We start from the raw sequence: 14933 nt of genomic DNA, 5'->3' as shown, positions 1-14933 counted from the left end.
TTTGAAAATGTCTTAAACAATAACAATATGCTCAATTTTTATAAATTTTGATTCAGACACCGATTAAAAATTTTTTACCGCAGTTCCATTAAAATCCCCACGGTGATGCCGATACGAATATCGGCATCCATAGACAACCCAAAATAGTAGGTTGTTTATAATTTTTTGGCTTTCTCTATGGCTTCTTCGATACCGCCGACCATATAAAAGGCTTGTTCGGGCAGGTGATCGTATTCGCCAGCAACAATCGCTTTAAAACCACGAATCGTATCTTTTAATGACACGTATTTACCGGGGCTGCCGGTAAAGACTTCAGCCACGAAGAACGGTTGAGACAAGAAACGTTGAATTTTACGCGCTCTTTGTACAACAAGTTTATCTTCTTCTGACAACTCGTCCATACCCAAAATCGCAATAATGTCTTTCAACTCTTTATAACGTTGCAACGTGCCTTGTACGGAACGGGCAACATCATAATGTTCTTGGCCCACGACCAAGGGGTCTAACTGACGACTGGTTGAATCCAATGGATCCACCGCAGGATAAATACCCAATTCAGCCACTTGACGTGACAATACAACAGTAGCATCCAAGTGAGCGAAGGTTGTTGCGGGTGAAGGGTCAGTCAAGTCGTCGGCGGGAACGTAAACGGCTTGGATGGAGGTAATAGAACCCGTTTTGGTAGAGGTGATACGTTCTTGCAACACACCCATTTCTTCTGCCAACGTCGGCTGATAACCTACCGCAGAGGGCATCCGTCCTAACAGCGCGGATACTTCCGTTCCTGCTAAGGTATAACGATAAATATTGTCGATAAATAACAACACATCGCGCCCTTCATCACGGAAATATTCCGCCATAGTCAACCCAGAAAGTGCCACACGTAAACGGTTGCCGGGTGGCTCGTTCATTTGTCCGTAAACCAAAGACACTTTGTCTAATACATTACCTTCTTTCATTTCATGATAGAAGTCGTTGCCTTCCCGTGTCCGCTCGCCCACCCCAGCAAATACAGAATAACCACTGTGTTCGATAGCAATGTTACGGATCAGCTCCATCATATTTACCGTCTTACCCACCCCTGCGCCACCGAATAAGCCCACTTTACCGCCTTTGGCAAAGGGACAAATCAAGTCGATCACTTTAATGCCCGTTTCTAACAATTCATTGTTAGCGGCTAATTCTTCATAGGTTGGGGCTTTACGGTGAATACTCCAACGGACATCTTCACCAATAGGGCCTTTTTCATCAATGGGGCGACCCAATACGTCCATGATACGCCCTAAGGTTTTTTGACCGACGGGAACGGCGACGGGCTGTCCAGTATTTTTTACATCAACACCGCGTTGCATTCCTTCAGTGCTACCCATCGCAATGGTACGCACTACGCCGTCGCCTAATTGCTGTTGTACCTCTAGGGTTAAATCTAGGGTTTCAACAAACAAGGCATCATAGACTTTCGGCAATGCGTCGCGTGGAAATTCCACGTCAACCACCGCACCGATAATCTGTACAATTTTGCCTGAACTCATCTGACAAGATTCCTCTAAAAAATAAGATGTGGAAAACCGTGATAACGACGGATTAAACCGCTGCCGCGCCGCCGACGATTTCGGAGATTTCCTGAGTAATCGCAGCTTGTCGGGCTTTGTTGTAAGCCAACTGCAATTCTCCGATTAAGTTACCGGCATTATCCGAAGCCGACTTCATGGCAACCATCCGTGCCGCCTGCTCACAGGCGATGTTCTCAACCAAGCCTTGATACACCAAAGACTCGATGTAGCGCATCAGCAACATTTCCAACACTTCCGGGGCAGAGGGTTCATACAGATAATCCCAATGATGGCTCTGCTGTGAACTGTCGGACGAGGGTTGGATCGGCAATAACTGTTTCACTTCAGCCCGCTGGGTCATGGTATTGACAAATTGGTTAGACACCAAATACAACTCGTCAATTTCACCTTGGCTGTAAGCATCTAGCATGACTTTAATCAGACCGATCAAATCTTCTAAGGTGGGGGTATCACCCAAATGGGTTCTTTGTGCCACCACATTGCCACCATAGCGACGGAAAAAACCAGCCGCTTTATTGCCAATGCTGCAAATTTGAATCTTTTGATTGCTCCCGACGCGCTGTTGCCATTGTTTCATTGAAACCAATAAGGTTTTAAACATATTAGTATTCAAGCCGCCGCACAATCCACGATCTGAACTGATCACAATCACCCCAATATTACGCACCTCACGGCTTTGCATAAATGGGTGTTTATATTCGGGATGTGACTGCGCTAAGTGGCCGATAGCCTGATTGATCTTTTCAGCATAAGGACGGGATTTTTGCATCCGATCCTGTGCTTTACGCATCTTACTGGCTGCCACCATTTCCATCGCACGGGTGATTTTTTGGGTATTTTTAATACTCGAAATTTTGGTGCGAATTTCTTTGCCGCTGGCCATTGTGTTATCCTTAAAGCAACAAGGGAAAAGGGCGAGACCAATAGGTCATTGGTTCAGCCCCCTTTCACCTCTAATCCGTCCCATTTACCATGTGTGATTGGCTTTGAAATCTTGGAGGGCTTTCTTAAAACGCGCCTCGATGTCAGCATTGTAATCGCCGCTGGCATTGATTTCTTGCAACAAACTGGCATGATTATTTCGCATATAAACATGCAAACCATGCTCAAATTCAACCACTTTTTTCACAGGCACGTCGTCCAGATAGCCCTCATTGACGGCAAACAGAGAAACGGCCATTTCTGCAACGCTCAAAGGAGAGTATTGCTTTTGCTTCATCAGTTCAGTGACACGTTGACCGCGTTCGATTTGCTTACGGGTACTTTCATCTAAGTCCGAAGCAAACTGAGCAAAGGCAGCCAATTCCCGATACTGCGCCAAACTTAAACGCACACCACCACCCAATTTCTTAATGATCTTGGTTTGTGCCGCGCCACCTACCCGTGATACGGATAAGCCCGCGTTGATCGCAGGACGAATCCCTGAGTTAAACAGGTCGGTTTCTAAGTAAATTTGACCGTCAGTAATAGAGATAACGTTGGTGGGTACGAAAGCAGACACGTCACCGGCTTGGGTTTCAATGATGGGCAGTGCGGTTAATGATCCCGTTTTGCCTTTGACTTTGCCGCCGGTCATTTTTTCTACATAATCAGGATTAACCCGCGCAGCACGCTCTAACAAGCGAGAATGCAAGTAGAATACATCACCCGGATAGGCTTCTCGACCCGGTGGACGACGCAGTAACAAAGACACTTGGCGATAAGCCCAGGCTTGTTTGGTCAAATCATCATAAATAATCAGGGCATCTTCACCGCGATCACGGAAATACTCGCCCATCGCACAACCCGCATAAGGCGCAATAAATTGTAATGCGGCTGATTCAGAAGCAGACGCAGCAACAATGATAGTGTGTTCCATTGCGCCGTGTTCTTCTAATTTGCGCACTACGTTAGCGATAGAAGAGGCTTTTTGCCCAATCGCCACGTAAATACACTTAATGCCCGTGCCTTTTTGATTGATAATGGCATCAACAGCAACGGCAGTTTTACCGGTTTGACGGTCGCCGATGATCAATTCCCGTTGTCCGCGTCCGATAGGCACCATCGCATCCACTGATTTTAAGCCCGTTTGTACGGGTTGGCTTACAGATTGGCGACTAATCACACCCGGTGCGATACGCTCTAAAGGTAAGGTTTCGGTGGTAGCAACGGGACCTTTACCGTCAATGGCAATCCCCAGTGGATTGACCACGCGCCCTAACAGGGCTTCACCGACGGGAACTTCCATAATACGTCTGGTGCATTTGACAGTGTCGCCTTCGGCTAAGTGTTCGTAAGAACCCAAAACCACCGCACCCACAGAGTCCCGCTCTAAGTTTAAGACCAAACCATAAGCATTACCGGGCAACTCTAGCATTTCACCTTGTTGCGCATCGGCCAGACCATGAATACGAATAATGCCATCGGTGACACTCACGATGGTACCTTCACTACGCGCTTGATTGGGCAAGTCGTACTGCTGGATTTTTTGTTTAATCAGTTCACTGATTTCAGAGGGATTAAGCTGCATGGATTATATTCTCGCTTTAATGGCGCAGTTCAGCGGCCAATTGTTGAAGTCGTCCTTTAACGGAAAGGTCTGTGACCTGATCACCCGCCCGAATCAAGCAACCGCCGATCAAAGACGTATCGGTGGTCATGCGGATGTCAATGGTTTTACCCAGACTTTTCTGCAAGCGGGCTTCAAGGTCTTGCTGCTGTTCAGGCGTAAGCGTGTAGGCAGAAACGATTTCTACCTTAGCATAGCCTTTATGCTGCGCCTTTAAGGCTTCGTACTGAACGGCAACATGCGGCAGTAACGCAAGGCGTTGATAATCCACCAAAACCCGCACTAAATTTTGCGCCGCAGGGCTGACTTGATTGGCACAAACGTCCAGAATAAGGCTGACAAGCGCATTTCCTCCGACACTGGGTGTACGCACCCAGGTGCTTAACTCGGAGGATTCGACGACGGTCGTAAGAAAAGCAAGATCATCAGACCATTGATCGAACTGGTTGTCGGCCTTGGCCAGATCAGCGATGGCTTCTGCATAAGGGCGCGCCAAGGTTGCAAGTTCTGACATACGTTATGCCTATATTTTCTTGATCATCTGCTGAATGAAGACGGCATGATTCGCCGCGTTAATTTCGCGCTCTAGCACTTTTTCAGCACAGAGAATAGCGAGACCGACGGCTTGTTCATGCAGTTGTTCTTGCGCCCGCTTTTTCTCTTGTTCGATTTCAGCTTGCGCGGCTTCCAACTGACGTTGACCTTCTGCACGCGCATCTGTGCGAGCTTGCTCGACCAATTGACTGGCTTGCTTATTGGCAGCACTGACGATGTCAGCGGCTTCTTGTTTTGCTTTACGCAAAACATCGGCGGCGCGTTGACTGGCCAGCTCCAACTCATGCTTACCGCGATCCGCGGCCGCCAAACCATCGGCGATCCGTTTATTGCGGTCAGCCAACATGGTCGTCATTGGCCCCCAGAGATAGCGGCCGACGAACCAAACGAGTACAGCAAATGTACCCATTTGTCCGAAGAGAGTGGCTGTTAAATTCATCTCGACACCTGTTTGGTTACGTGAATGGAGTGATTAACCGCCAACGGCTGCTAAGAAAGACCCTGCAAACGGGTTAGCGAAAGTAAAGAACATGGCAATCCCTAAAGCGATCATCGGGAACGCTTCCATCAAACCACCCGTAAATAACATTTGTCCCATCAATTGTGAACGCATTTCGGGTTGACGGGCAATACCTGACAAGTATTGTGAACAAATAATCGCCCAGCCAATCGCTGAGGCCGCTGCGGCAAACGCCAGAATCAAACCAACAACTAATACGGTGTTAGCGTAAACGGCACCCATTTGATTGATAACGTCAGGACTCATAGTGAAGTTTCTCCTAAAAAGTAAAGTACAATGAAAATGAAAGGTTAAGATAAAAATTAGTGATCATCTTGTGACTGGTGTGCAATACTGAGATACACAATAGTCAACAACATGAAAATAAAGGCTTGCAGGGTAATTACCACCACGTGGAAAATTGCCCAAATTCCACCCGGAATCCATTGAATCCAAAACGGTAAGATTGCGATCAAGATAAAGATCAATTCGCCAGCAAACATGTTACCGAATAACCGCAAACCCATACTGACTGGTTTGGCGATTTCCTCAATGGTGGTCATGAGGATATTAAACGGCATCAGAATGATTTTGACCACGACGTTGTTGGCTGAGAACGGATGGAATAAGAACATCTTGGCGAAACCCGCGGGACCTTTGACCTTAAAGTTGTAAAACATAATCAAGGCAAAGATACTGAAGGACATCCCGAAGGTGGCTGATAAATCGGTGGTGGGAACGACTTTAAGGTAATGAATACCGATCAGAGAAGCCAACCAAGGCAGCAAATCGACCGGAATCAAGTCCATCGCATTCATCAAAATGATCCAAACAAATATGGTCAATGCCAACGGCCCAATTAAGGGATTACGCCCTTGAAATGAGTCTTTGACCTGAGAATCGACGAATTCTACAATAACTTCCAATACATTTTGCATTCCCTTGGGGTTATCGGGGTCTAAGCTGTCCCCCACTTTCTTGGCAATCCAGCCGAATAATACCGCCAAGCCAATACTAAAAAATAAAGTATCAATGTTCAGTGACCAAAATCCCTCACCGACACTCAAATTGGTTAAGTGATGTTGAATATACTCAACGGGTGTTTGGCCGCCACTACTTTCTGCACTCACTTGCCTACTCCTAACATGCGATAGATTTAAAGATTATAATAACTGTCAATTTTGAATACTAGAAAACACACTTCGTACGCTTTTTTAATATTATTTTATCGATTTATGACTGATTAAGAAACCGCTTACAAAATAACTCAATTGTACCACTCCAAAACCAACCAGCATAGGGACGGGATCAAGTTGCAACCACCCCATGCCCACGGCGAAAAAAACCAGCGTAAACACAAAACGCTGTATCGCTGCTAAATACAATGCAGTCACTTCCCTACCCGGCGCGATTTTTGCCAGTTCCTGTGCAGATTTTAAACGGCGATGCGTCACCCATGTATTAAAAAGCACAATCGCCCCACCGTAAAAAGCCCCTTGTGCGGCTGACTGCCCATCGAAAATATAAAACAGCAACGCCAAACCCGACACCGCAAAGGCCTGCACGCGAAATATTCTCTTGGCATCAAAATCAGATGATTCAAAATTCATCAAAAGGGAGTCTCAAACGATTGTAACCTACGGTTAAAGCCACCATGATTTGCGACATCTACAACTTCCAGCGACTTGCCTATCTTCTAAACAAGCGGCGCGGATGTTAGACGCTTTAGTCCAGTTGGCCAAATAAAGCCGCAAGTATAATGCCGCCTATGGGGAGGGTCAACATAAAAAAAACACTCCAGCCATTGAACAAAATGTTCAATATGCCCCTTTTTTTGAAAAATACAATATTAAACAAAAAGATGCTATATAGCAATTGTTTTTACCACAAAATTTTACAGTTTCTCACCGCACTATTGTGGGGCAGACCTGTGGCCTGCCGCCAGTTCTTGCGATAGCGACCTAAAAATCTCTACACCGCGGGATTGAGCAGCAACACTTCTGCGGGAGACCCTGCCTGATCACCAGCGGTCGGACGAGGAACAGGTAAATGTGCCAATGCCGACAGTAACTCATGTTTCCACTGTGCCACATCTAAATTTTCCCGTTCTTTGCCATACAAAGCCACATCCAAAACCTGTATCAAATGCACCACGTTGCGTTGTGCTTCAGTGTCTTGCCCAATAATCTGCGTTAAATGACTTAAAGAATGAGTTAAAGGCAATCGCCAATGATAACAAATATATCGCTGTAATAAACGTCGTAATTGGGATAAATCATTGGTCGCGGCAAACTGTTGCCATAACCATTTCGTATCTAAGCGAGAAACAGCCGTTGATGACATTGCTATTTTTACTGGTTTTGGTTTTAATGACAAACGAGATAATACTAACGCAATAAATAATGCCAATAATGCCGTACTTAAAAATCCATATTGCCACAAATTAAAAGCAACTTGCTGTACATATTGAACAGTAACAGGAGCGGCATGATTAACCGTTTCTGGTGCTGGAGATAACACAAACGCAGGATTTTCAATAACCGTTAAGGTTTGCTCTGGAATAATCGCCCATTCTAATTGATCCGTAGTGACATTCCACCAGGGTACTTTTATTTCAGGTAAAATAATTGTTCCGGCTTGCAATGGCGTTAAACTAAAACGTTGTTTTAAAGTAGCCACGCCATGATTCTCACCGCGTGGAATAGACCAATTCTGCTCGGCATTAGGAGCGCGTACCCGCAATAAATTTGCTTGTTCTGACATCAGCTTATCCAAAGGTGGCAATGCCTGCTCTCCACTGCCTTTTGCGGTTAATACTAAAGTCCGAATAATTGGCAAACCCACAGATAATTCCCCATCAATAGGCGTTTCCCATTCCTGCGTTAATTCCACTTTCGTTGCAGGTAACCAGGGTTGATGGGCGGGAGATTTAACCTTTAATGACACAGAATCACTGCGAATAGTCACCGGACGCGGCGTATTAAAACTAAAAAATCCCCCTCCACCAAATGATCCACTTCGTTGGTCTATTTTTTGCCCTATAATTTGTGCAGGAGATAATTCCCATTCACCACTTTTTAAGGGTGTAACTAAATAAACCAATTCACTTACCGTTACATTTTCCCCATTAATCACTTGCTGATAGGCTTTATTGGTATGGGTTAACGGTTTAATAAGAACATTATCACCGGGAGGAACAGCCTGCATTTCTCTTAATTCACCATGATGATAAAAACGCATGGTGTAATGAATTGGCTCAAATAAATAAGGAGAATCATTAGACACCGTCACCTCTAAACGCAAACTTTGCGCTTGCGTTTTATCCGCGGGCAATACTTGCAATAATAAAGGCTCAGATTTTATTTCTGTATCGCCTATTTTTAAACTCAATGCAGGAATTGTTAATTGCCCTGATTGTTTAGGTGCAAGTTGATAAGACCACGTTAATTGTCGGCTAATGCGATTATTAATCACATTAGTTGACTCCATCACTTGCTGGCCAGAAACTTCAAATAATTCACGTAAAGGCGTTAAATCTGGCTCGGATGAACGACTGTTTGCCAATTGTTGAGGATCATCTAAAGTCAACGTTAAAAAAGCCACTTGATCTTGCGTAATTTGCGGGCTATCTAAATGGGCTGTAAGCGTGGGCGCGGCCAATAATTCGGTGCTAAACAAGACAAATAAGAGTAGACTAAAGTACAATTTATATAACGTTCTTATCACTATCATCATGACAATCACCATTTCTTATCTCATTTCATACTAAAAACAAGGTGGATAAACAGAAAAATGTTAGAAAAATTACCCTTATGGTTATTACACCTGATATGGTGGATGGGGTTTATTTTGCTATTTCCTCTATGGTATTGGCAAAAACGCCGCATTCAACCGTTAAATCGCATTTTACCCTATCCTGCGGGCGCGACTCAGGGCGTGTTTAAAGGCACGTATCCGATACATACGCTGGTGGTATTGGGCGAATCGACCGCAGTGGGCATAGGAATCGCCACCCATGCACAAGGTTTAGCCGCACAAATCGCTGCCCATTTAAATGGTTATACTAAACAAGCCATTCACTGGCAATGCTTGGGGGGAAGAGAGATTAATGTGCAAAAAACGCATCATTGGTTGATTCCCCAAGTGGAACCGTTAAAACCTGATATTTTAGTGATTGTTTTAGGTCTCAATGACACGTGGCAATTGACCTCATTGTCGCGCTGGCGAGAAGAATTATATCGCGTGATTCATAGTGCTAAAGATAATGTAAAACAAGGGATTTTCTTCACCTTATCCCCCCCTTTTTCTCAAAAAAAATATGCACCGCAACCTCTGCGTTTTTTACTCAATATTCGTCGAATGCTATTAAATTATCATTTAGAACAATCAGTAATAAGACAAGCCAAATGTGCTTATATTGATTTTACGCACTCACCTCAATCGATGGATTATTGGGCAGAAGACGGCATACATCCATCGGCTGCGGGATACACATTGTGGGGAGAACACATTGCGCGGCAAATTTTGGCACGCTTGGGGCGATTAAAGTGAATTTATTAGGAGTTTATGGTGTTTTTTCAGAAAATTCGCATAAATCTGCAATAACACACTGTGAACACTTAGGTTTCCGCGCCACACACACATAACGCCCATGCAAAATCAACCAATGATGCGCATGGCGTAAATACTCAGGTGGAATATTTTTTAACAAGCCCTGCTCCACCGCCAACACCGTTTTACCCGTCGCCAATCCCGTACGATTGGCGACGCGAAAAATATGCGTATCTACTGCCACCGTGGGCTGGCCAAACGCAGTATTGAGAATCACATTTGCCGTTTTTCGCCCCACACCGGGTAAACTCTCCAACGCAGCGCGATCATGGGGAACATCCCCTTGATAATCAGTCACTAATCGCGCACAAGTCGCCATAATGTGACGCGCTTTACTGTTGTATAAACCAATCGTTTTAATATAAGTTTTTAACGATTCTTCTCCTAAAGCCAATAATTGCTGCGGTGTTTTTATAAATTCAAATAATGGCAGCGTGGCCTTATTCACACTAATATCAGTGGCTTGAGCGGATAAAATCACCGCAATTAATAATTGAAATGTGTTTTCATAACATAATTCAGTGGTAGGATGGGGATTGTGCGCTTGTAAGCGAGCGAATAATTCTTGACGTGTATTAATATCCAAATTTAATACCTAACATACTGAATCCATTAAGCCAATGGTTTAGCGGTTTCTTCCGTTGTTTTAGTCCAAACAATAGGCTGGGTTATAGGACGTTTTGCGCTGTATTTATCAATAGTATTTTTTAACGCAATTAATAATCCCAATCCAATAAATGCCCCCGGCGGTAAAATTGCCAATAAAAAGCCACGATATTCTTCAAATACCACAATAGTGAATGATTGGGCATATTGGCCAAACATTAACTCTGCTTGGGCAAATAAAGTGCCTTGTCCTAATAATTCCCGCATTCCCCCTAATAAAACCAAAGCCATCGTAAATCCTAAGCCCATCATTAAACCATCGATAATTGCCCGATCAATGGGTTCTTTCGATGCAAAAGCTTCTGCGCGTCCAATGACGGAACAATTCGTGACAATTAAAGGAATAAAAATACCCAAAACCAAATAAAGATCGAAATAAAAAGCTTTCATCAACATTTCAATCGTGGTAACAAAAGAGGCAATAATCAGCACAAATACAGGCAAACGCACTTCATTTGGCACCACGTGACGCACTAGGGACACAGTGGCATTAGAAGTCATCAAAATCAAGGTGGTAGCAATCCCCAATCCCAAGCCATTTACGGCCGTTCCTGTAACCGCCAACAATGGACATAAACCTAATAATTGCACTAAACCGGGGTTATTAGTCCACAGCCCATTACGGATAATGTCAGAATAACGCGCTATCATGATTTTACGCTCTCTTTCGCTCATTTCTTGTTTTGAAAAAAGCCACTTGTTCTAATAATTTTAAAGTCTGTTCTCGCATCGCTTCACTGGCCACAGAAGATTGCTCTACTAAGGCTGCATTTTGCTGCGTCATTTCGTCCATTTGCGAAATGGCTTTATTGACTTGATTAATACCAGAGGCTTGTTCTTGGCTAGAAATAGAAATCTCTGCAATAATATCGCTGACTTGACGCACCGCTAAGTTAATTTCTTCTAGCGTTTGTCCCGATTGATTCACCAAACGAGTGCCTTCTTGCACTTTTTCAACGCTGTCCTTAATCAACGAACCGATTTCTTTAGCCGCAGCCGCACTGCGTTGGGCGAGACTGCGCACTTCGGCTGCGACCACCGCAAAACCACGTCCTTGCTCTCCTGCGCGAGCCGCTTCCACAGCCGCATTTAAGGCCAATAAATTCGTTTGAAAAGCAATTTCATTAATCACGCTAATAATATCTGTGATTTTATTACTGCTTTCGTTAATGACACTCATGGCGTTAATGGCATTATTCACCACTTCACCGCCTTTTTTAGCAGAATCGCGTGCGCCACTGGCTAATTGTTTGGCTTTTTGCGCATTGCTGGCATTTTGCTGCACCGTACTGGTCATTTCTTCCATACTGGCTGACGTTTCTTCCAATGAAGCCGCATGTTCTTCTGTGCGTTGACTTAAATCAACATTACCTCTGGAGATTTCATCTGTGGCTTGCTTAATGGTTTCAACGGAAGTCTTAATTTCAGACATGACTTCAGTCAATTTGTCAATCGTTCCATTCACGTCATCTTTAAGCTGTTGCAATGAACCTGAATAATCACGAATAATTGACTGTGTTAAATCGCCTTTAGAAACACTAGAAAATAAAGACATTAATTCATTAATCATTTGCTGATTATAATCTAAAACAGAATTTAGATTTTCACTCAAGGCTTTAAAAAAGCCTGTTTTCTGATCTAAACTTAATCGCTGATTAAAATCACCTTTAGAAGCGGCAGAAACCACCGATTTAATTTCATTCTCAATTTTCACTTCATCCGTGCGGTCGCGCCATTCCACAATCCAGCCCAAACGTTCGCCAGATTGATCAATCACGGTACTGATATTTAAAGTCACCGTGCGCCCGCCAATAAGAATTGTGGTGGAATGACTGCCACTCATGCGACTTAATACTGCCCGTTGATGATGCGGTTGGTGGTGAAATTGATCGATAGAAAAACCGACAATTCTATCTTGACTAAAATTCGGTAAATCTTTTCTAATCTTTGTTTCGTATTTACTAAAAAACTCTCTCACCGCTTGGTTAGTGTAAATCACATTAAAATCATTATCAGCGATTAAAACACCTGTCATCACATTATTTAAGGCTTCATTAATACGCAATGCTTCACTGGCAATTCGCTTGTCGGATTCAATCCGTTCTTTTAATCGTGATTGAGTTTCGGCAAAGGATTCCATTAAATGCCCTAGTTCATCATTGCGATTCACATGAATCACAGTGTCCAAATTACCATCAGCAATATTGCTGGCCACTTGGTTTAAAATTGCCAATGGGGTGGTAATTGATTTTGCCGTTATCAATGCAATGATAATAGAAGCCGCTATCAGCAAGGAAAAAACCAAGATAGAATAAAGAAAAACTTTCTGCGCACTACCACGAGCTTCCTCCATAAATTCTTCTGCTTTTTGTTCAGCAAAAGTGGTAATTTGTTTCAAATCTGTTTCCAATTGCATCACTTGGGGATTGCCTTTTTCTTGTGTTATTTTGGCAGTTTGTTCATACTGACCTTCATACCAAGATTGAACCACTTGTTCTCGGATGGGTTTCCATTCGGCAAATGTTTTTGTTAGCGTATCAATATTCTTTTTATCGTCTAAAAAACGCGCCTTTATTAGATCAACTTCTTCATAAAATAATCGCTCTTCAAGTGCAATGGCTTTGAGCATTTCCTCAACCACAGCCGGGTCACGAGTAATCGCAATTTCTTTAATGTTACGATGAATTTTAACCACATTAAGATTAATATCGCGCACGGCATTAGATACCGTAAATGGATGGTGATATAAACGTTCGGTGTAATTGGCAATTCGGCTTGTATTGATAATTGCCAAAATACCTGATATTAAGATAAATAAAATAAGTAATAAAAAGCCTAATAAAATTCGGTATTTTACCTTTAAATCGCTTAATTTCATATTTCACCTGTAGTTAAATTTTAAATGTGAAAGGTTGAACCAGTGTCAAAAGTATATCATTATTAGCGCGTAATGAACATGGTGTGATTTCACAATTAAAGTGGGTATCATGACCAGATTTTCGCTGCTATACTGTGACGTTTGTTTTTTCTTGATAGGAGTGACGAAATGGACAGGGTACGTTGGCACGAGGCGCGGGCGTGGCGACATGTAGGGCTGTCGTCAACGTGGGCAACGTGGTTGTTGGATCGCGGATCGTTGACGCAACGTTTACAACAAATCAGTGCCGCTCCTGTGCAGGTTAAAGTATTGTGTCAATATTGGGACTATCCCGCAAATGATGAAAGACAACTATTACACTTAGCCCCACGACATTATGCCAGATTGCGCGAAGTTTATTTGGGAAATGGTCAGCAATATTGGGTTTTTGCGCGGACAGTTTTGCCTGAATCATTATTAACAGGAAAATATGCTTATCTAAAGCATTGGGGAGAGAAACCATTAGGCGATATTTTATTTTCTCATCCCACTTTAATGCGACAACAATTACAAATTACCCAAATTCCTATTTTACATCCTTTATTAAAAAATATAAGGACTGATTTTAGTCCATTTCAAGCAAAAAATAATCCCTTTTTTTGGGCTAGGCGTTCCTTATTTTATTTGGAAAAAAAACCGTTACTTATTTTAGAAGTTTTTTTACCTTCTTTAAAATCTGATATTGGCTTATGTTAAAATCAAATCATTGGAAAGAATATTTATTATTAATGCGTTGGCATCGGCCGATTGGGATTTATTTATTATTGTGGCCGACCTTGTGGGGATTATGGGTTGCGGCGCAGGGCATACCTGACATGTTAGTGTTGTTTGTTTTCGTTGCTGGCGTTATCTTAATGCGTTCAGCGGGTTGCGTGATTAATGATTATGCGGATCGAGATTTTGATCGCCATGTCAAACGCACCCAAGATCGTCCCTTGACTGCGGGGCGAATATCAGCGCGGGAAGTCTTGACATTATTTCTGTTATTATGTGCATTGGCTTTTGCATTAGTATTATTGCTGAATTGGTTCACGATTTTACTCTCTTTTGTAGCGGTTATTTTAGCGGCGATTTACCCTTTTACTAAACGCTATACTTATTGGCCCCAATTATTTTTAGGTTTAGCCTTTAGTTGGGCGATTCCTATGGCTTTTGCAGCGCAAACGGGCAGTGTTTCTTTACTGGCGTGGTGGTTATTAATCATTAATTTATTATGGACATTGGCTTATGATACGCTTTACGCCATGACGGATAGAGAAGATGATTTAAAAATAGGCATTAAATCCACGGCCATTTTATTTGCCAATGCGGATCGTTGGATTATTGCGTTACTGCAAATTACGGTGATTATTTTACTGCTTATTTTAGGACAAATGATTGCCGCGCATTGGGTTTATTACACGGCTTTATTTTTTGCCACACTGACTTTTATTTATCAACAGTATTTAATTCGAGCGCGTGAACCTGCGTTTTGTTTTCAAGCCTTTTTAAATAATCATTGGACAGGCGCGCTTATTTTTCTCGGATTTTTATTACATTATCTTTTTACGCTATCGAGTTAAT

General features: G+C 43.0%; 15 protein-coding genes. 3 read left to right on the top strand and 12 right to left on the bottom strand.

Going from position 1 to position 14933, the window contains the following annotated elements:
- Positions 1–155: 155 nt before the first annotated feature.
- From atpD to TPSD3_RS14065, 9 genes are all read right to left on the bottom strand, one after another.
- Positions 156–1532: a F0F1 ATP synthase subunit beta gene (atpD, locus tag TPSD3_RS14105; RefSeq protein WP_086489175.1), complete on the bottom strand. Its 1377-nt coding sequence runs from the start codon at positions 1530–1532 to the stop codon at positions 156–158.
- A gap of 52 nt (positions 1533–1584) precedes the next feature.
- On the bottom strand, positions 1585–2457 hold the full coding sequence (atpG, locus tag TPSD3_RS14100; protein WP_086489173.1) for a F0F1 ATP synthase subunit gamma: 873 nt from the start codon (positions 2455–2457) through the stop codon (positions 1585–1587).
- An 84-nt stretch (positions 2458–2541) separates the two neighbouring features.
- Entirely contained in the window at positions 2542–4083 is a 1542-nt protein-coding gene (gene atpA, locus TPSD3_RS14095; protein WP_086489171.1) for a F0F1 ATP synthase subunit alpha, read from the bottom strand.
- Between the two features lie 16 nt (positions 4084–4099).
- The gene (locus TPSD3_RS14090; protein WP_086489169.1) at positions 4100–4636 is read right to left on the bottom strand and encodes a F0F1 ATP synthase subunit delta; all 537 of its coding nucleotides are present in this window, start codon (positions 4634–4636) and stop codon (positions 4100–4102) included.
- A gap of 9 nt (positions 4637–4645) precedes the next feature.
- Positions 4646–5116: a F0F1 ATP synthase subunit B gene (locus TPSD3_RS14085; RefSeq protein WP_086489167.1), complete on the bottom strand. Its 471-nt coding sequence runs from the start codon at positions 5114–5116 to the stop codon at positions 4646–4648.
- Between the two features lie 33 nt (positions 5117–5149).
- Positions 5150–5443, bottom strand: a complete 294-nt coding sequence (gene atpE, locus TPSD3_RS14080; protein WP_086489165.1) for a F0F1 ATP synthase subunit C — start codon at positions 5441–5443, stop codon at positions 5150–5152.
- 56 nt (positions 5444–5499) lie between these two features.
- Entirely contained in the window at positions 5500–6306 is an 807-nt protein-coding gene (gene atpB, locus TPSD3_RS14075) for a F0F1 ATP synthase subunit A (RefSeq protein ID WP_086489164.1), read from the bottom strand.
- Positions 6307–6396: 90 nt separating this feature from the next.
- Positions 6397–6786 carry an ATP synthase subunit I gene (locus tag TPSD3_RS14070; RefSeq protein WP_086489162.1) on the bottom strand — a complete coding sequence of 130 codons (390 nt, stop codon included), beginning with the start codon at positions 6784–6786 and terminating at the stop codon, positions 6397–6399.
- Between the two features lie 361 nt (positions 6787–7147).
- Positions 7148–8911, bottom strand: a complete 1764-nt coding sequence (locus TPSD3_RS14065; RefSeq protein WP_176329885.1) for a BatD family protein — start codon at positions 8909–8911, stop codon at positions 7148–7150.
- A gap of 57 nt (positions 8912–8968) precedes the next feature.
- Between TPSD3_RS14065 and TPSD3_RS14060 the strand changes: the two genes are divergently transcribed.
- Positions 8969–9727 (top strand): SGNH/GDSL hydrolase family protein, encoded by a 759-nt coding sequence (locus TPSD3_RS14060; protein ID WP_086489159.1) that lies wholly within the window; start codon positions 8969–8971, stop codon positions 9725–9727.
- 13 nt (positions 9728–9740) lie between these two features.
- On the opposite strand, the gene nth is transcribed toward TPSD3_RS14060, so the two are convergent.
- From nth to TPSD3_RS14045, 3 genes are read right to left on the bottom strand one after another with little or no spacing between them, the layout of a single operon-like run.
- Complete coding sequence (gene nth / locus TPSD3_RS14055; RefSeq protein WP_086489158.1) at positions 9741–10373, bottom strand: endonuclease III; 633 nt, start codon at positions 10371–10373, stop codon at positions 9741–9743.
- Positions 10374–10399: 26 nt separating this feature from the next.
- Positions 10400–11104: an electron transport complex subunit E gene (locus tag TPSD3_RS14050; protein ID WP_086489156.1), complete on the bottom strand. Its 705-nt coding sequence runs from the start codon at positions 11102–11104 to the stop codon at positions 10400–10402.
- A gap of 4 nt (positions 11105–11108) precedes the next feature.
- Positions 11109–13331 (bottom strand): methyl-accepting chemotaxis protein, encoded by a 2223-nt coding sequence (locus TPSD3_RS14045; RefSeq protein WP_086489155.1) that lies wholly within the window; start codon positions 13329–13331, stop codon positions 11109–11111.
- 168 nt (positions 13332–13499) lie between these two features.
- Between TPSD3_RS14045 and TPSD3_RS14040 the strand changes: the two genes are divergently transcribed.
- Entirely contained in the window at positions 13500–14066 is a 567-nt protein-coding gene (locus tag TPSD3_RS14040) for a chorismate--pyruvate lyase family protein (protein WP_086489153.1), read from the top strand.
- A complete protein-coding gene (gene ubiA / locus TPSD3_RS14035) occupies positions 14060–14932 on the top strand; it encodes a 4-hydroxybenzoate octaprenyltransferase (RefSeq protein ID WP_086489152.1) in 873 nt (290 codons plus the stop codon). Before TPSD3_RS14040 ends, ubiA begins: the two co-directional genes overlap by 7 nt.
- The last annotated feature ends 1 nt before the right edge of the window (position 14933 follow it).

The sequence above is a fragment of the Thioflexithrix psekupsensis genome, from assembly GCF_002149925.1.
Lineage (GTDB): Bacteria > Pseudomonadota > Gammaproteobacteria > Beggiatoales > Beggiatoaceae > Thioflexithrix > Thioflexithrix psekupsensis.
The sequence above is the reverse complement of the archived record's forward strand: the minus strand, read 5'-3'. Positions and strand labels throughout refer to the sequence as shown.